Raw genomic sequence first — 17,175 nt, forward strand, 5'->3', positions numbered from 1 at the left:
AAGACAGCCGTGATTGTCACCACACACAAGGAGAATCCCGTGAAGAAGCACACCAGGAGCCCATTCGGCACCTTCCTCCTGGCCCTCATCGCCGACCCCACCGGTGTCGTTCAAAACGCACTCGCTCGAGTGTTCAAGCGAGCAGCTCTCGCTCATCAGCGGATGAAGGCTGCTCCACAGGGAGGCTTCACCACCCTCGAAGCCATCATCTGGATCGGTGGTATCGCCGTTATCGCGATCGCCATCATCGCTCTGCTCCAGCCCATCATCGAAGGATGGATCAACAAGATCCCGACGTGATGCAGACAGTGACGAGCAGACAGAACAGCGACAAGGGGTCGATCACCATGGAGATGGCGATCATTGCACCTCTGATCATGCTGTGCCTGCTCGTCATCTTCCACATCGCCGTGTGGAGTCAGGCATCATCCATCGCCCACGCAGCATCATCGGCCGCGCTCACCGATGCCCGCAGACTTGAAGGGTCCGAAGCTTCAGGCACCGCGGCAGCTCAGAAGATCCTGCAGGACAACTCCACGATGCTCAAAGACTCAAACGTCTCCGTCAACGTCACCGGTGAAACTGTGACAGTGCGCATCACCGGCCGCTCGATGTCGTTCGTCCCAGGGAAGATCTCGACGGTGACCAGCGAAGTCCGCGGCCCGAAGGAGAGGACCACGGCACCGTGAGACAACAGCCAACTGACCGTGGTTCGGTATCCCTCGAGCTCGTCATTCTCGCACCGGTGATCATCGCGGTGATCGGGATCCTGTTCTTCGCGGCACGAAACGCTCAAGCCGGGAATTCGGTCACGGACATCGCCGATGCCGCCGCACGTACCGCCTCCCTCGAGCGGACCCCACAACAAGCGAAGATCGCCGCTGAGAATGAAGCCCGTATCGCCCTGGGCAACACCTCCTTGGTGTGCGAGTCCATGTCAGTATCCGTCGACGTCGAAGGGTTCACCACCACCCTGGGCGCCACGGGCTCCGTCGAAGCCACAGTCTCGTGCAGTGTGAAGCTCGCCGATCTCACAGGCATCCCTGCGCTGCCCGGATCGCACACCCTCACCCGCACAGGGCTGAGCCCGATTGATCCGTGGAGGCAACGACGATGAGCGGAGCACATCGACTTCGGAAGCAGGAGCAGGACCGGGGGAGTGCAACACCCTGGTTCCTCATGATCGTCATGGCGGCGTTCCTCTTCGTCGGCGTCAGCGTCGACACGGGAGGGAAACTCCAAGCCGCCAACCGTGCCGAGGCCGTCGCCGGTGAAGCCGCCCGGGCAGGAGCGAATGCGCTCGACTACTCTCCATCCAAAATCGGAGACATCCATCTCGGCTTCGCCCGCGCCCAGAACGCCGCCGAGAAAAACATCTCGGTGGCCGGCTATCAAGGCGAAGTCACCGTCACCGGCCGTGAGGTCACCGTCACCACCACCGGCACCTACAAACCCGTATTCCTCACTGCCATCGGCATCAAATCACTACCCGTCGATGGTCACGCCACTGCCCGCCTCGTCGCACCAGGAGAAGACTGATGAAACGCCTCGGACTCATCGCCCGCGGCCTTGCCGCGCTGATCACCACGCTCCTCATCCTCATCGGAGCGCCGATCCTCCTGGCCTTCTTCTCCTCGAACATCGTTCCGGCCGGGGGTCTTGTTTCCGCGATCATCCATCCTGACTACACCGGCGGGCTGCTCATCCATACGATTCTGCCCGCCATCGGGTGGATCGCCTGGGCAACCTTCGCCCTGGCCATCCTCATCGAGATCCCCTCCGCATTCACCAAGATCAAGATCCCCACCATCCCGGGGCTGCAGGTGCAGCGAAAAGCTGCTGCGTCTCTTCTCAGCGCCATCACCATCGGCATCACTGCGCTCTTCGGTGGGGGAGCAGCCATGGCTGCCGAGCCAGCACCCGTCAACGTCGCACCGGTTTCAGTGACCGCAGCCGCTCATACCGACTCCGACACCGGATCTCAGGCAAAGAAGGTCACGGAGGACCAGAAGTACACGATCGAGCACGGTGATTCCTTGTGGAAGATCGCCGACAGCAAATATGGAGATCCTGACCGGTACCCCGAGATTGCGGAGGCGAACGATCTCGCCGACCCGGACATCATCCACACCGGGGAGATCCTCACTGTGCCCGACGTCGAAGTCGAAGCACCTGTCACCGAGGAACCGGAGCCGGCACCGGACACTGCCCCAGATGCGCACCCAGGAGCAGATGCCATCCCGCATCCGTCATCGGTCGACGATGCCGCGGAGGAAGCCCCCGCGGCCGAGGAGGCCACCGAGGCCGATGATGCCCCGCTGTCACCGTCGCTTGTCACCACCGCCGGTGTGGGGACTCTCCTCGCCGCGGGCCTCATCGGCGTACTCGCCGCCAAGCGCCGCAGACAACGGGCGAAGAGAACCCCCGGCACGCGCGTCGCACAACCAGCGCTGGAAGCATCAAGCGTGGAACGTGAACTGCGGGAAGTCGAAGACCCCGCCACCATCGCCCACATCGACACCACCCTGCGCTGGCTGGCAGACTACTGCCGGTCGGCAGGTAAGACAATGCCGGCGCCCTTCGCCGGCCGTCTGTCCACCGATGGCGTTGAGCTCTACCTCACCGACCCAGCCGACTTCCCCGCCCCGATGCGCAAGACCGCCGAGGACGGCACGGCGTGGGTGGTAGCCACCGACGACACCCCGACCCTCGCCGAGGACGCCGAGATCCCTGCTCCCTGGCCAACCATGTCCACCATCGGCATCGACGAAGCAGGCGGCCAGGTCCTCGTCGACCTCGAATCCACCGGAGCTCTCAACATCGTCGGCCCGGACGCTGCCAACGTGCTCCTGGCACTGTGCCTCGAGCTCGGGGTTAGCCCCTGGGCTGATGACCTCCAGATCACCCTCGTCGGCATGGACACCGACCTACCCCAGATCATCGGACCCGACAAGTGCCGGACCCTCTCCGACGTCGACCAGCTCATCAAGATCCTCACCAACCGTAAAGCCGATGCCGAAGCTGCACTGGCCGAGGACGAAGCCACCGACATTGCCGATGCCCGTACTCGCGGAGTGGCCCCCGACACCTGGTCTCCAGAGATTGTCTTCATCGCCACCGAGCTGTCGTCAGCTCAGACCGAGCAGCTTGCCGGCCTCGTCGGCCAGCTGCCACGGACGGGCCTCGCGATCGCGTCGACAACGCCTCTCGGCGTGGGATGGACACTGACTGTCACAGAAGAGACCGCCAGCCTCGACCCCGCCGGGATCAGCGTCAATCCGCAGAGGATCAGCCCCGACCAGTACGACGCTCTCCGGGACCTCTACATCACCGCCGACGATTTCACCGAAGAACCTGGACCGACTTGGACCACAACGATGTCCGTTACCCCGGATATCTTCGCTCCCATCGCCTTTCCCGAAGCTCCTACTCAAGACGCTCCAGCGGACTCCACTGCACAGCCCATATCAGCTACCGGTAACACGGGAGAGAGCAGGGACATCACCGTCGTGGAGATGCCGACCCCGCCGGAGGAAATCACCGAGGAGGTTCCCGAAGACTCCCTCGCGGCCGATATCATCCGGGTCCATCCCAAAATGCCTGTCGTCAGGATTCTCGGCCAAGTCCGCATCATCGGCGCCAAGGGCCCGGAACCGGTCTCCGCAGGCAACTCGAGCATCGGAATCTGCACCGCGATGGCCGCTTACCTCGCCACCCACCCAGGAGCGTCGCGGGAGAACATCCACACCGCACTGTGGCCGAAAGCCGACCCTCAGGACGGCAAGTATGGTCGCTTCAACGATCCCTCTTCAAAGCTACGGAAATGGCTCGCCGAGGCCGACGACGCAACCCCAAATTTTCCCCGCTACAACCCCACCGATATGTACCGGCTCCACCCCGACGTGCAGACCGACTGGCAGGTCGTCCAGGGCCTCATCGGAGAATCGATCGCAGACACGCCGACAGCACGCCTGGCACAGGCCATGCGCCTCGTCGAAGGACCACCCATCAGTGGGCTGCCACCCGCGCGGAAGTTCGGCTCATCGTGGGCTTGGGCGGAACCTCTGCGCGAAGAGATCATCCAGACCCTCACCGACGTTGCTCATGAAATCGCTGCTAGGTGCCTGCGGACCAAGGACTACGCCACCGCTCGTGTTGCCCTCGCGACCGCACGCATGGTCGGACCTGAACACGAGTTCTTGTGGCGAGACACCTTACTGATTGAGCACGCAGCGGGCAACCGTGAAAAGGTGGCTGAGATCATCAAGTCATTGACCAACGAAGACTCCGACGTCGACATCGACCTCACCGACGAGACCGAGGAACTCATCGACCAGATCCGGAATGCCGGCTGAAGGAGAGAAATATGCGCACCCCTACACGAATTTTCGCAGGCATCACCGTCGCGGCCGCCCTCGTCCTATCCGGCTGCAACGGCGGAGACAGCACCGAGAAGCCGACAGAAGCCTCTACACCTACTCCGACAGCAGATCCAGCCCAGGAAGCCCAGGACGAGGCGTTTGAAGCCATCAAGGGCATGCACAAGTCTTTCGATGAAGTCGCGAAGGACGGCTGGAAGGATCTAAGCCCACTCGATGACTACGCCAAGGGTGATGTCGCTGACGCTGAGAAGGAGTTCGGCGCTCAGTACAAGGAGAAGGGTCAATTTGGGACGGGGGAGACGGTTCTCAACGACTACAAAGCCACGGATGTCGACGTGAAGGAAAAGACCGTCGACGCCGAAGTCTGTGTCGACACCACCCAGGTGAAACTGCACAATTCTGACGGCTCCGATGTCAAGGTGAAAGCCCAGATTCCACTGAAGGCGGTCAAGACTTACACCGTCGAATTCGACCAGGTCAAGGACAAGTGGATGGTCGTCAAATACGACAGCGCAGGGGATAAGCCATGCTGACCCACAAATTCACGGCTCTCCTTGCTCTCGCCGTCCTGCTCCTCGCGTTGGGAGTGGCCTACGGCCCGACTCCCGCCTCAGCCGAGCCCGGCCAATGCGACCGTTTCGGGAACTGCTCAGTTGGCGACGGTGACGGTGGCGGCGGTGGTGGTGGCGGCGGTGGCGGTGACGACGACGGCAACGCCGGCGGCTCCAGCTCGTCGACCTGCGTCTACAACGGCAAAGACATTCCCTGCGCAACCGGCGACGGCCGATGGTCACACAAACGCCAGTGCTACGTGAAGGAAACCGGGGACATTGCCAAACCCGATAACTGGGATGACATGACCCCCGAAGAAAAGGCCAAATGGCAGGCGAAGAACAACGGATTGAAAGAGTACACCTGCACTAAGCCCGGCGGCGGATCCTCGACCTTCAACGAAGACCCCGACGAGGTCATCGATTCATCCTTCCCACCAGTCAACCCAGAAGACCTCGCACGGGAAGCTCTCGCGAAGCTCAAGCTCTCCCCGATCGACGTCGGCATCGCCCCCAAGACCAGCGATGTGCCTAAGGACCAGGGAATCGTCGGAATGCCGATCTGGCTCTGGGCATCCAACCCCGCCGACAACACCACAGGCCCCGCCGAAGCCAGCGCGAGCGACCAAGGCATCACCGTGAACCTGAAGGCCAAGGTCGGATCCTACAAGTGGTCCATGGGCGATGGGAAAGCCGTGCGCTGTAACGGCAAGGGAACCCCCTGGAAGAAGGGCATGACCGGTGACTCACCGTCCGACTGCGGATACAACTACATGAAGTCGGGCAAGTACGAGGTCACCGCAACAACGACCTGGAAGGTCGAATGGGAAGGCGGGGGAATGCGAGGCACGATCACGCTACCTCTGACCTCGGACCCGGAGACGATGCACGTAACCGAGGCACAGACCGTCGTCGTCAATTGATGGTAGGTCCCCTCCTCGAGTGCAGCGACTCTCGAGCCAGGGACCTACCACGCACAGGCGGCCAGGGAACCCTGGCCGCCTGTGCCATTCATGGCAGGAAAATGGTATGTCCCTGAATCGTGTGCGTCGCAGTGCAGCAAGGGCTACGATGAGATATATATGCAGATATACTTGCTCGTCAGGAAGGAGGACCCATGACCGCACTCGACGCCGAAGACTGGGTGGAAGACCTGAAGTCTTCGAAGGCACATATTGAGGAGCTCGACGCCCAGATCAAGGAGGCCAAGTGGCAACACGATCTGAAGATCCTCAAGTACGAGAAGGAGCATCTGCAGACGGAGATCGCTGACGTTCTCGACACCAAGCAGGGCGTGATCTCTGTAAGGATCAAGCGCACCCGCGAGGCTCTGGCCAAGGGCGAGCACGCTTCCTGACCAGAGAGCAGCCAACTACCCCAGGAAACGCTCCAGCCAGAAACGAATACGGTCGGTCATTTCGTCCTCGAGTTCAGGCGCAGCCCATGACTCAGCGACGGGCCCGGCCACAGCTGAGGGACCCCGCAACAATTCGATGAGGTAGTCGCGGCCGAGGCCCACCGCCGTTCCGATGCGCTCGTCAGCCGCCCCCTGCTCGAACACTCTCGCTGCTTCCTCGCCGGATATGGCATGCAACAGCCGGTAGACATCCGCGAAGTCCTTGGGGCGCAGTCGCTCACGGTTCCGGCTCAACTCGCTGGGATCCATTCGGTCGTGGAGCTTGTACGCCTTCGCACACAGCAGTGCCGTGGGCCCCGCCACGTAGGCCTCCACGCTCGGGCCTGTATCGAAGGAACGCAGCACCCTCGAACTGCGATCGAGGAGACTGAGCTCGGTCCCCTCAGTGGCCGACACCGAATGCTTACCGTGGGCACCAACCCTGGCCGCTCGAATCGGCCGCCGAATGTTCTCTGCCGCCACCGCCCGCGGGGCGATGAGATCCACGCTCGCCCGCTCGTGCGGTGGTAGGTCCCTCTGCTCGATCGGAGACCAGATACCCGGACGATCGGGTCGGGCAGCTTCGAAACCGAGCTCAGTCATCTTCTCGAACAGCAGGGGACTGTCAGCAAGGAGCTGCGGGGCCACACCGAGGTCCCCGTCCTGAGTCGTGTCCGGCACCGGCAGAGCATCAAGATGCCAGGTCATCTCGATCACTGCGTGGCCACCCAATACCGTCAGGGCCTCCAGGTGCTCGGACAAGCCGACAATGACATCGATGAGCGCTCGTCGGGAGAGCACTGTGCCCGGATCGATCAGGTCGAAATCGCCGCTCATGATGCGTCCTGCCAGATCGCTCGGAGCAAATCCTCCGCCTTGTCCGGATCCCGACCGGGGCCAGAGAAGGCATCAAGCAGAGCCCTCGACCGCGGGACGAACCGGATGCCGCCTTCGTTCTCGACATCGTCGAGTTCACCGCTCATGGCCTCCAGGAGCAGGACTCCCCGCCCCGGCCGAGCCCGTTCCAACCCGAGCTGCTCAGCCACGCCGCGGGGATCGCTCACATAGATCAACGGAGCACCTGCCTGCGCATCAGATCGGTCCTCCCAAGTGGCAACGATCCCGGACACGGCATAGTCCACGCCTGTTTCCTCCAGCCGGTCGACGAGGTCACGCCATCCTTTCGGGATCTCGACCGGGACCCGGGCACCGCGACGCCTGGCAACCTTCCCAGCATTGCCGGCAGTCACAGCGATCGCCACCAGATCATCGACTCCAGCCGAGTCTTTCAGCCACCCGGTCCTCTTCCACCGATCAGCCCACTCACCGGTAGGGATCTTCACATTCGACAGGAGCTCCTGGACCGCCGGGGACGCCGCTGCCCTCATGGGTTCCCTCACGGCCTCCGCAACCGCTGCCGCCACAGCAGAGCTTGCTTTCCCCGCGGCGGATCCTATTGCCGTGCGAGCCGCCTCAGTCAGCACGTTCCCCGAGGACGCTGCCGTTGCCCGGACGGTGCCAGCCATCGGCGCGAGAGCCTGCCTGAGGAGCGGTTCGAGGTAGACGTTCGCGGCCTGGATCGCCGAGGTGTCCCCGCTAGAGACCACGGAGGTCCCGTTGAGCTGGTATCCCGTGGCGGAGAAGATCTTCTGCATCGTGCCCCAGGTGGGATCCATCTCGCCGCGTTCGATGCGGCTGATCGTAGATGGCGACACATCGGCAAGCTGCGCCAGCTCTTTCCTGGTGATCCCGCTCATGGCACGGATCTTCTTGATGATCGCTGCTGCTTCCATATCTGCCACCTCCTAACGTTTGCGTATATGCAATTCTACTCTCATTCTAACGGCGAGGCATCCGCACCCTCGGCCGCTGCTTTCCGAGGCCGACCGGGCCGCGTCGACCGCGTTTCCAGCCACCTGGCCACCGCCGCCCGAGTCATGAGGGCTCCCTGCGCCGTGGTGATCACCGGGGCAGGGAACCCGTCGATCTTCGCGAATGCGCGAGCGCGCTGCCGGGTGACCCCCGCCATGTCCGCGATCTCCGCGAAGCCAACCACATCGGGGAAGATCGGCTCCGCCAGCCGCCGGTCCATGGCCTCCTCTGTGGAGGCCTCTATCGCCACCACGTCAACCGCGCCCGCCAGGGGACGTACCGCGCCGGTCACGACCCGCTCGGCCTCCACGGCGGCGGCGACCGCCGACTCGGCCGTGACGCTCAATGCGATTTCTCCGCCTCGAGCATCAGCTGCCGGCGAAACCGCAGCACCGTGTTCGACGAGCGCGTCGAGGGCCTCGAGCGCCTCGTCCTCACCGAATCCTCCGGCCGTGGTGAACGTGACTGCTGCATGCCATCTAGTCATTGCTGCTCCTTCCTTGTGTCATGGGCAATTCCGATCGATATGCGAGAGGCCACCGGCCGGGGCGCCGGCCCGATTCTCGGACCAACACCCCGCCGGATTCACTCCGTGAAGCCCCTGCGCCTCAGCTGGCTCAAGGTGTTCTTGTACCAGCGGGAGTCGGAAGGTGTCTTGTGGATCGCGACTGGTGTCTGATTCACATCGGGTGGATAGCACATGAAGCCTTTGCGGGATTCCTTGCACCGCCACCCTTGTCCTTCCAGGGCTTTGATGAGCGATTTCACTCGCTTATCGATGGGGATCACCCCCTTCCTCTATGAACTTTGATCCCCACTCTATCGTTAATTGTTGTCGTTGACAACCTTTATTGAAGCGGTGCCCCACCATGGCCGCCGCCTCGTCTCCGAGGTGGAGCCTGATGATCGAAACTGCCGCAACGAATTGCCCCACGCTGCCAATCGCCGGCTGCACGTCAGCGGGGAACGCCGGCGTGAGTGCCACGATGATGAAGCCGAGCCAAGTGAACTGATCCTGTGCCAGTGGTTTGGTATCCATGATTCCCACTGTGCCGACCTCTAATCAGATTGCAGGCGGATGGGCACCCGGCTTCGATGAGCCCTGCGACCGGCCTGGTATGTCCCCCTCCCAGCTCTACTGATACGCAGCCGGTGACCCCCTGAGGTAGCCTCCCACCATGTGCACTCATGGACTGCTCTCTCTGCCTTTCAGCGAAGACAGGGAATCGTCGACTTACGATCTCGAAGCGCCCGGCAACCACATCCACTGCGCAGCACAGCAGCACGCAAAGAAGCTCGGCACCGAACTCGCATCATTCGATATCGACTCGCTCGATCTACTCGCTCCAGCCATATCCACGATAAAGAAGTGCGCTGCGACCTTGATCGACGCCCATGGCTCACGAGGGAGTCTCTGCCTCGGATCAACTGAAACTCTCCTCGATCCGATCGACCTGGGGCTGAGGGAATCTGCTCTTGAGATCCTCGTCGTCGGATCATGCTGGCAAGAAGCTGGCCGCTGGGAGCATGCAGCACCACCCGGCTGCCTGATTATCGGCTATACCGGAAAGCTCCTTGCCGGAGCCTCACACGGGCTCATCACGCACGCCGCGGACCTCGGCGATCTGCGGGGCATCCCTGAAGGACGCGAGGGAGCCGGAGCCATGGCCGATTGGGTGCAAACGAGATCTCACCCTGCATCCAAGAGGGCCGATAAATGGTTTGTGGCTCGGGCAAAGCCGTAGCTTCACCCGAGCCCCAGAGATATTTCGAGATCTCACTCGCCCTGTCTCGGTCCCAGCGCTCGGCGGATGACTTCGCGATCATGTTCCGCCTGTGCCTGACGTTCCTCTGCGCGAACCCGCTCGCGCTCCTGGCGCTTGCGCTCGGCGAGAAGCTCGTCGGCGTCGGGGGCCGTCACAGCCGCCTGGGCCGCATATTCCCGCATCACTGCCCGGTCTTCGGCGCCATACTCATCTTCGTCGAGGATCGGGCGCACGAGTGTGTCGAAGTCATCCTGCGACAAGCCCCCCAGAAACTCAGTAACAGCACGAACCGTCAGCGCCCGCAGGTCATCCATCCGCGCATAGTAGGAGGCCGAGACCACTTCTTCTCGGTCACGCTCGATCGGGCCAGCCAGCTCTGCTTCGAGCTCGGCCAGGGTCATGTCTTCAGGTGCCTTGCCTCCGGTCATGGTATGTCCCTCCTGCATTCGATGATCTGTGTATTTAGAGTCTAAATGCACAATTCGCGGCACGCAACCCCTCTTCGCGCACTCATCAAGATTTCCGCCACACCTTCGATGGCAGTCGACCCGCGAGCGGCCGGATCTCCACGCCCCGAGTCCGCGCCTCGGTGACGATCTCCTCGGCGGCCGCGGCGACGGCACCACGGAAGACTCGACCGGCGTTATCCCCGAGGAGATCGAGCTTGTCCTTGTCGATCCAATACATGCGCGCGCTCATCCACTCGCTCGAGCTCTTCCCTTCGACCGGATCGGCGCCGTGGTGCCTGGCGATCGCCTCGTTCACCCAGTCGCCGAACGAGGGGGCATCGGTGACCCGGTTCTCATAAGCCCATAGCCAGGCACCCTTGGCCAGATCCATTGCTTCGAGATCTACTCGAATGCCTTTCCTCACACGCCGGGAGAGCATTTCCTCCGAGGCCTGAACTCTTGCCATGACGTTCCCCTTCAGCTTGGTCATTCGGTAGTCTGGTTCTGCTGGAGTGATACCCAGCAACATCGCCCTCATAGCGATGATTTGTGTAGAAGCGGCACCCTCCCCAGGGTGCCGCTTCGCTTCGCTCTTACTCCCGATCTCCATCCGAGTCGAGCGAGAGCAATACTCGATTGAGGTCCTCGGCGCCCACACCTTCCATCTCGAAGTGAACCCCGTACTCGCCGGCCTTCGAGTGCACCACTGTGATGTCATAGAGATCCGCGGGTGTCAGTTCGATGTAGACCCGCATTTTCGCTGGGCGGCTCAGCCGCTTGCCTTTCGCGTTGAATGGCAGGATCCTCGCCCAGAAGGCCAGCGCTGGCCTGCCCTCATTCGCCTCAGTGGACACGAGCTCACTCGCACCGAGGCTCATCAGAACCATGGGATTGATCTGCGAACGGATCACCTCTGCTGCAGTACTCACTTCGACTCCTTCATTCGATGATTTGTGTATTTAGAGTCTAAATGCACTCCCTTTGAGGCGCAACCCCTTGGGGACAGACCATCGTCGTCGACCACGGTTAGGCTGAAATCACCAGGCGGCGATCAGCCAAATACTTCGGCAGCCACCTGCCAGGCAGGTTCGTCAAAGCCTTCCTTGATCAATCGAAGTCGATGCGGACGAGCGTCCAGCCCGTCCGTCGAGAATCCGATCACATGCCCGTCCGGGTGCCGATTGATGCTTCGCACCTCCAACAGGCCCAGCTTCTCCAACGGTTTGAGAGCAGGCCCAAACGATTCCCGCCCGAGACCGTAGTGAAGAACCCGATCACTGGCTTCGAACCATACGAACCCAGGCTCTGCACCCTCATGCGCTAACACTCGACACGAGAGCATCAAGACGACCGCGAGCTCGCTGTCAGTGAGCACATGAACCCACCCATTGGTCATAAACCCCCGGGGGAGACTGAACACGTTTGGCTCTTTGCGCTTTGGTGGCTTGTAAGGAATCAGGTCACCTCGCTCGGCAACTCCTGACTCTTCGTAGAGCTGGAACCCTTCATACTCCCTCCCACTGGCGCCAAGATGCACCAGCCCGGCCCCGCTCATACTCTTCAGTGCGGTCTTGATCTGCTGCCGCTTCTTCTCTGGGATGCCACGCAGGATCCCAGACCCATCCCTGCTCTCCAGCACAGGCGAGGCCACCAGGTCCGTCCACCCCCTAGCATCCCCACTCCGAGGACGGATCGGGAGATCCGCATTCCCTTGTTGTGTCACAGCAAACGCGATGAGCGCGAACTGCAGCGCAATGCCACGAGAAGTGATCAACCTGGTGGCAGGAGGCCTCAGGTCACGTGGTGGAGCATTCCGGTCCGACACATTAGGGTCGGCGATTCGAACGGACAAACATGAAAGTCCTCGCCGGAACCGCACAGGACTCGCCACGTCATCGACATAGTCCGCCAACACTCCCGTGGCAGCTTCCGCTGACGTCTTGACTCCGCTCCAGGTCTTTGTTCTCTGCGCCCACTCACGACGTTGCCGCTTCGTCTCCATCCCGAACGCCTCCGAAAGATTTTCCACAGAACTTTTGCTTACTAACCCCAATGGATTAACCCGCCTGTATATAGCTTATATGGCTAACTGACTGGCGGGTTAATCTTACCATTCCGCCCGCTCGCGGCGGACGCGATCGCAGGGCATTCTGAAGTGGACCCGCAGGAAAGGATCGCTCATGACCTCGCAGCCTCCAGAGCCCAAGGCCCCATTGCTCACCCTCCGCGCCGCCGTCATTCTGATCGTTGCCGGCGTACTCGGAGCCGCCGCAGGCGGAATTGCGATGCTCACCTGCATCGAGAACGGGTGGAGCGCCGGCGGAGCCGGATTCGCCGGAATCATCACAGGGCTCACCGCAGCACTGTCAGCCGCCTCTGCCCTGCACACGCTCATCGCCCCCTCGTGACCTGTTTCCGTGGGCGTTGCAGATCGTGCTTCGGGGCTCGGGTCGACCTCGCCGACTGCTCAAGAGTCGGCCACCGGCTCGGTGAGTTCTGGTATGTCCCCGCTGATCTTCCCGACCTCATGAAACTGGAGAGCTTCGATCTGCGGCGTGCTTGCCGAGACTGCGGCGTCGACGAGGCCTTGATCGCCTTCCGTGAGAGGGTCCAGCCACTCATTGACGAAATCTGCCGGGAGAACGACGGGCGCCCGATCATGCAGCTCCCCAGCAGGCCCGCACGAGGGCCGGGTAATGATCGTCGCGGTGAGCATCCACTCATCGTCCGAGCCCTTCGGCCTCCACCACGAATACAATCCCGCGAAGAACAGGAGCTCGCCCTCGGGGAGGTGAATGTAGTGCGGTGTCTTGACCTTCCCGTCCGTCTTCCACTCGTAGTAGCCGCTTGCGGGGAGAATCGCCCTTGATCGTTTGATAGGGCCGCGCCATGTCGCTTTCGCGGCCAATCCTTCGCTGCGGGCATTGAACGTGGGAAATTTCAGCTTTGGTTCAGTCGCCCAGGGAGGGAGAAGCGACCAGCGTGCGAGATCACCGACTCGGCGGATCTCGCCATCGTCCGATACTGTTTCGCGAAAGACCGGCACTCGTTGAGTCGGCTTGATGTTCCATGACGGGGTCCATTCCACCGTCATATCGCCGTCGAGCATCTGTCCAAGCTCGGCTGAGGTCACATCCAGCGTGTATCGTCCGCACATGCTCGCAGTCTCCCATGGCTACGGCCAACAGTCACGGGCAGCTTTCAGTCGACATGCTGTGCGCGCTATTCTCCGCGTTGCGCCGCATGCTCTGCTCTCGCCCGCGCCAGGCTTTCTTCTCCCATTCGCCGGCAGTTCTCCCAGTAGTCCGGGTTGGGCAGAGAATCGAACCACTCACGTACGGCGGGGTCCTGATAGGGGCCAAGAGTCGACATGCCCTCAGATCTATCACGCTGCTCTGACATCTCCAGCGCCGGCCCCTCGGATCAGGCCCTGACGATAGCGAGCTCGCTCCAATGAGTCGTGCACCTCGGCGAGAGCATGTTTCGGGCCATCTGCCAGTCCACCCCTGACTTCAGCCCGCCGAATCCAAGGCCGAGATTGTCACGGCCGAGCTTGGTCGTCACCTCGTCGATGATGGTTGCGATCTGCTTGGCCTCCATCTCCGAGGTGAACCCCGGCAACGTTGGCTGCACCCCAGCGGGGGAGAGATCTGTGACGATGACTCCGGCCCGGGCGTAGCGGGCGCCCTGGCGGATCTCGGGGAGGATCCTCAACGCAGCTTTGGTGAGGTCGACGGGATCGGCAGTCGGCACGGGGAGTGGAACGGATACGCTCGGGTGGTGGCGATCGGCCGCGGCGACGAAATGGGATGTCCCCGCGAAAGCAAGCAGCTGCTTGGCCTGTTGCCGATGACGCGCCAGCCGCGCGGCAGCCTGTTGTGCGTAGATCGAGAGGACCTGGCGGATCTCATTCACCTCGGTGATCTTCTTCGAAAACGACCTCGAGAAGATCAGCTGGTCCTTGCCCTCTTTCGGCGTCTCAAATGCGATGCACGGGACACCGTTGAGTTCCCTGATCGTGCGCTCGAGGACAACGGAGAAGCGCCGGCGCATGATTGCCGGGTCCTCCTCGGCAAGGTCAGCGACCGTGTAGATACCAAGGCCCGCGAGGCGGGCGCCGAGCCGACCAGCAACACCCCAGATCTCCGTGACCGGAAGCCGCCGCATGAGCGCCTGGCGGTCATCTGCCGGCACCTGCTCCCACACGCACACACCGCCGAAGCTGGGCACGGTCTTCGCCCACTTGTTGGCCATCTTCGCCAGGGTTTTGGTGGGCGCGATTCCCACACAGACCGGAAGGCCGACATTCCTGGCCACAGCAGCCTTCATTGATCGACCGGTGTCTCCCAGCTCGCCGAGGGTGCCGGTGAGACCAAGGAATGCTTCGTCGATGGAATAGACCTCCTGCCAAGCCGAGAACCGGCCAAGCAACTCCATCACTCGTGAGGAGAGATCTCCGTAGAGCTCGTAGTTCGATGATCTCGCCACGAGACCGAGTCGGGCCGCATCAGGCTCGAGCTTGAACCACGGCTCGCCCATCGGGATCCCGAGGCGTTTCGCCTCAGCCGACATCGCGACTGCGCATCCGTCGTTGTTCGAGAGCACCACGACAGGCCTGCCCTCGAGCGTGGGGTCGAAGACTCGCTCCGCCGAAGCGTAGAAGCTGTTGCAGTCGACGAGGGCAATCTGCTGCGTTCGATCATCGGACATGGCGGATCCCGTAGGTAACCACGCCCCACACCGAGAGCTCCGAGAGCTCAGACACATAGATCGGGGGATAGGCAGCGTTCTCTGCCTCGAGGTGGGCACCGCGAGCATCGATGATCAACCGTTTGAGTGTGAGCTCCCCATCCACGACGGCCACGACGACATCACCGGACCTCGGTTCCAGTGACCGGTCGACGAGGATCTCGTCACCGTCGAAAATGCCGGCACCCTCCATCGAATCACCAGCCACTCTCACGATGAAAGTCGACGTCTTGTCGGCGATGAGCACCTCGTTGAGGTCGATCGAAGAGTCCGCGTAGTCCTGCGCCGGAGAGGGGAATCCTGCTCGAATCGCCTCGAGAGGATAGACGAGCTGCAGGGGAGTGCGCGCTCTGAGGGGAAGCACGGTCAAGGTCATCACACACCACCATCAATAGAACTTCAGTTCTAATACTGTAGAGCATTCCCCTGTGACCACCACGAGAGGGGCGGAGGATTCGCAAGAGTCATGTCAGACCCGCGCAGGCTGGTGGCCTATATCAACCAAGAGGCCTCCACCTCGCCGCGCGGAGTGGTATGTCCCTCCCGCTTGCGCAGCGATATATCATTGGTTATATTTGTCTATGTCACATAGCTTAAGGAGCAGTGATGACACCCACCACCCCGCTCGGAATGGTCAAGCAGACCTGGATCCCCACGATCGACGGAAGCATCGACGCTACCGCCGCAACATACGCCTGGGTGATCACTGAAGACCGCATCGAAAACGGCCGGAGCAAGGGCCGCCTCGGTCCTTCAAACGCCGACGATCACCTTCTCGAAATCGTCCAGAAGTCCGGTTCACACCGGGTGCGCTTCCGCATGTATGACGACGACGGGAACTACTACTACGGCGGATATGTCACCTACATCGCAGGCTCCGACGATGAAGACGCTGCGTTCGGTCCGCTGGCTGATTTCGGAATCCCGTTCGCTGGCGCCGTTCAGATCCTCTACAAGGATCGGCCCGAACTCGACTGCTCGTGAGGAGCACTGATGCCTGAGACCACCTGGGTCCTCGACCCCACCAGCTTCGCCGCAACAATCGCCCGGGCAGAGAAGATCAACGCCCGGGCCGTCCGCCGTGGGCAGCAATGACGACCGACATCACCGCAAGGATTCTGGGAAGATCGAAGACATGAAGAGTCTTCCTGAGCTGATCAGACTGGCCGATGAGGTCGCCCAACAACGGATTACGTCGACCACTCTGGCCGACATCGAACAAGCCTCTGCAACCAAACATCTCTGCTCGGAAGACCGCGCAAAGATCCTCGAAATCTTGCACACCCGAATGTCAACCCGCACCACAGCCCCACCGCAATAGGACACCGGACAGCATGTCAGAGCCACGCCGTATCCTGTGAGCTCCAAGCAGCACAATCACCCCACCGAAGGACGGCACCATGGCTGGGACACCAGAAACACCCGAGGCCACACACCTCCTTGAGCGGATCGCCCACCTCACGCTCTCCGAAGCTCGCACGATCGCCAGCTTCGACAACGACGACTTCCGAGCGCAGCTCCGCTTTGCGACGGGCACTCAAGCCTGGAACACCGCATATGACCGGCGTGAACAATCGCCGTGGGACAACACCTGGGAAGCAGCATTTCGCGCCGGAGTTGAGCCAGCGGTAGCCGCCGGGGACGCACTGAAAGCCCGCGGACAGTGGGTCGGACCCGAGCTCATCTCATCGAACCCAGAATGGCAGGATCTCTGGTCAACGGTCTGGCACCTCAGCGCCGACGCCATCGCCGCCGTCGACGCCCGCCGCTTCATCACAGCAAGCAACTACACACCACTCACTCGCCCTCTCCAAGCTGCGCTCGGCGATGAGTTCCCCACCTTCCACCCCACAGAGTTCCTGACAGCCACACCCGATCAGGACTCCTCAGTAGGGGAACTCTGTCTCTGAAGCCACTAGAACCGAACTCCTGCCAACGACGGCCGACTCTGTTGGGATACCCTCCATGCCACGACCATTCAGATCCGACGAGATCACAGATGCCGCAATC

The 17,175-nt window shown here is 61.8% G+C and carries 23 protein-coding genes; 12 read left to right on the forward strand and 11 right to left on the reverse strand.

Annotated elements, in window-relative coordinates; all coding sequences use genetic code 11:
* Positions 1–39: 39 nt before the first annotated feature.
* From IIE29_RS16215 to IIE29_RS16250, 8 genes are all read left to right on the forward strand, one after another.
* Positions 40–300 (forward strand): hypothetical protein, encoded by a 261-nt coding sequence (locus IIE29_RS16215; RefSeq protein WP_209326335.1) that lies wholly within the window; start codon positions 40–42, stop codon positions 298–300.
* On the forward strand, positions 276–689 hold the full coding sequence (locus IIE29_RS16220; RefSeq protein ID WP_209326336.1) for a TadE family protein: 414 nt from the start codon (positions 276–278) through the stop codon (positions 687–689). The genes IIE29_RS16215 and IIE29_RS16220 overlap by 25 nt, the downstream gene beginning before the upstream one ends.
* Positions 686–1,117: a TadE/TadG family type IV pilus assembly protein gene (locus IIE29_RS16225; protein WP_137210806.1), complete on the forward strand. Its 432-nt coding sequence runs from the start codon at positions 686–688 to the stop codon at positions 1,115–1,117. The genes IIE29_RS16220 and IIE29_RS16225 overlap by 4 nt, the downstream gene beginning before the upstream one ends.
* A complete protein-coding gene (locus IIE29_RS16230) occupies positions 1,114–1,539 on the forward strand; it encodes a pilus assembly protein TadG-related protein (RefSeq protein WP_281389175.1) in 426 nt (141 codons plus the stop codon). The genes IIE29_RS16225 and IIE29_RS16230 overlap by 4 nt, the downstream gene beginning before the upstream one ends.
* Complete coding sequence (locus IIE29_RS16235) at positions 1,539–4,355, forward strand: AfsR/SARP family transcriptional regulator (RefSeq protein WP_209326338.1); 2,817 nt, start codon at positions 1,539–1,541, stop codon at positions 4,353–4,355. The genes IIE29_RS16230 and IIE29_RS16235 overlap by 1 nt, the downstream gene beginning before the upstream one ends.
* 11 nt (positions 4,356–4,366) lie before the next feature.
* Positions 4,367–4,915: a hypothetical protein gene (locus IIE29_RS16240; protein WP_209326339.1), complete on the forward strand. Its 549-nt coding sequence runs from the start codon at positions 4,367–4,369 to the stop codon at positions 4,913–4,915.
* Positions 4,909–5,856 carry a hypothetical protein gene (locus IIE29_RS16245; RefSeq protein ID WP_209326340.1) on the forward strand — a complete coding sequence of 316 codons (948 nt, stop codon included), beginning with the start codon at positions 4,909–4,911 and terminating at the stop codon, positions 5,854–5,856. Before IIE29_RS16240 ends, IIE29_RS16245 begins: the two co-directional genes overlap by 7 nt.
* Before the next feature lie 194 nt (positions 5,857–6,050).
* A complete protein-coding gene (locus IIE29_RS16250) occupies positions 6,051–6,290 on the forward strand; it encodes a hypothetical protein (protein ID WP_209326341.1) in 240 nt (79 codons plus the stop codon).
* Positions 6,291–6,305: 15 nt separating this feature from the next.
* Here the strand turns inward: IIE29_RS16250 and IIE29_RS16255 are convergent, their stop codons facing one another.
* From IIE29_RS16255 to IIE29_RS16270, 4 genes are all read right to left on the reverse strand, one after another.
* The gene (locus IIE29_RS16255; RefSeq protein WP_209326342.1) at positions 6,306–7,166 is read right to left on the reverse strand and encodes a hypothetical protein; all 861 of its coding nucleotides are present in this window, start codon (positions 7,164–7,166) and stop codon (positions 6,306–6,308) included.
* Positions 7,163–8,122 (reverse strand): helix-turn-helix transcriptional regulator, encoded by a 960-nt coding sequence (locus tag IIE29_RS16260; protein WP_209326343.1) that lies wholly within the window; start codon positions 8,120–8,122, stop codon positions 7,163–7,165. Before IIE29_RS16260 ends, IIE29_RS16255 begins: the two co-directional genes overlap by 4 nt.
* Before the next feature lie 41 nt (positions 8,123–8,163).
* The gene (locus IIE29_RS16265; RefSeq protein WP_209326344.1) at positions 8,164–8,688 is read right to left on the reverse strand and encodes a hypothetical protein; all 525 of its coding nucleotides are present in this window, start codon (positions 8,686–8,688) and stop codon (positions 8,164–8,166) included.
* Between the two features lie 285 nt (positions 8,689–8,973).
* On the reverse strand, positions 8,974–9,240 hold the full coding sequence (locus IIE29_RS16270) for a hypothetical protein (RefSeq protein ID WP_209326345.1): 267 nt from the start codon (positions 9,238–9,240) through the stop codon (positions 8,974–8,976).
* A 139-nt stretch (positions 9,241–9,379) separates the two neighbouring features.
* Here IIE29_RS16270 and IIE29_RS16275 point away from each other — a divergent pair, with 139 nt between their 5' ends.
* Positions 9,380–9,946, forward strand: coding sequence for a hypothetical protein (locus tag IIE29_RS16275; protein ID WP_137210821.1), 567 nt, complete (start codon positions 9,380–9,382; stop codon positions 9,944–9,946).
* Positions 9,947–9,978: 32 nt separating this feature from the next.
* Here the strand turns inward: IIE29_RS16275 and IIE29_RS16280 are convergent, their stop codons facing one another.
* The 4 genes from IIE29_RS16280 to IIE29_RS16295 all read right to left on the reverse strand — a co-directional run bounded on the left by IIE29_RS16280 (position 9,979) and on the right by IIE29_RS16295 (position 12,067).
* A complete protein-coding gene (locus IIE29_RS16280; RefSeq protein WP_209326346.1) occupies positions 9,979–10,395 on the reverse strand; it encodes a hypothetical protein in 417 nt (138 codons plus the stop codon).
* A gap of 85 nt (positions 10,396–10,480) precedes the next feature.
* Positions 10,481–10,882: a hypothetical protein gene (locus IIE29_RS16285; protein WP_209326347.1), complete on the reverse strand. Its 402-nt coding sequence runs from the start codon at positions 10,880–10,882 to the stop codon at positions 10,481–10,483.
* Between the two features lie 127 nt (positions 10,883–11,009).
* Complete coding sequence (locus tag IIE29_RS16290; protein WP_209326348.1) at positions 11,010–11,345, reverse strand: hypothetical protein; 336 nt, start codon at positions 11,343–11,345, stop codon at positions 11,010–11,012.
* 122 nt (positions 11,346–11,467) lie between these two features.
* Positions 11,468–12,067 carry a hypothetical protein gene (locus tag IIE29_RS16295; RefSeq protein WP_209326349.1) on the reverse strand — a complete coding sequence of 200 codons (600 nt, stop codon included), beginning with the start codon at positions 12,065–12,067 and terminating at the stop codon, positions 11,468–11,470.
* Between the two features lie 529 nt (positions 12,068–12,596).
* Here IIE29_RS16295 and IIE29_RS16300 point away from each other — a divergent pair.
* Entirely contained in the window at positions 12,597–12,824 is a 228-nt protein-coding gene (locus tag IIE29_RS16300) for a hypothetical protein (protein ID WP_023164785.1), read from the forward strand.
* A gap of 59 nt (positions 12,825–12,883) precedes the next feature.
* Here the strand turns inward: IIE29_RS16300 and IIE29_RS16305 are convergent, their stop codons facing one another.
* The 3 genes from IIE29_RS16305 to IIE29_RS16315 all read right to left on the reverse strand — a co-directional run bounded on the left by IIE29_RS16305 (position 12,884) and on the right by IIE29_RS16315 (position 15,541).
* The gene (locus tag IIE29_RS16305; protein WP_137210826.1) at positions 12,884–13,573 is read right to left on the reverse strand and encodes an SOS response-associated peptidase; all 690 of its coding nucleotides are present in this window, start codon (positions 13,571–13,573) and stop codon (positions 12,884–12,886) included.
* Positions 13,574–13,839: 266 nt separating this feature from the next.
* Positions 13,840–15,126 carry a Y-family DNA polymerase gene (locus tag IIE29_RS16310; RefSeq protein WP_209326351.1) on the reverse strand — a complete coding sequence of 429 codons (1,287 nt, stop codon included), beginning with the start codon at positions 15,124–15,126 and terminating at the stop codon, positions 13,840–13,842.
* A complete protein-coding gene (locus IIE29_RS16315; RefSeq protein WP_137826651.1) occupies positions 15,116–15,541 on the reverse strand; it encodes a LexA family protein in 426 nt (141 codons plus the stop codon). The genes IIE29_RS16310 and IIE29_RS16315 overlap by 11 nt, the downstream gene beginning before the upstream one ends.
* 230 nt (positions 15,542–15,771) lie before the next feature.
* On the opposite strand from IIE29_RS16315, the gene IIE29_RS16320 reads away from it, so the two are divergent.
* Both IIE29_RS16320 and IIE29_RS16325 read left to right on the forward strand, forming a co-directional pair.
* A complete protein-coding gene (locus IIE29_RS16320) occupies positions 15,772–16,149 on the forward strand; it encodes a hypothetical protein (protein ID WP_209326352.1) in 378 nt (125 codons plus the stop codon).
* 416 nt (positions 16,150–16,565) lie between these two features.
* Positions 16,566–17,075: a hypothetical protein gene (locus tag IIE29_RS16325; RefSeq protein WP_209326353.1), complete on the forward strand. Its 510-nt coding sequence runs from the start codon at positions 16,566–16,568 to the stop codon at positions 17,073–17,075.
* The last annotated feature ends 100 nt before the right edge of the window (positions 17,076–17,175 follow it).

Origin of the sequence: Brevibacterium renqingii, from assembly GCF_017808095.1 — a bacterium.
In the GTDB taxonomy this organism is placed as follows: domain Bacteria; phylum Actinomycetota; class Actinomycetes; order Actinomycetales; family Brevibacteriaceae; genus Brevibacterium; species Brevibacterium renqingii.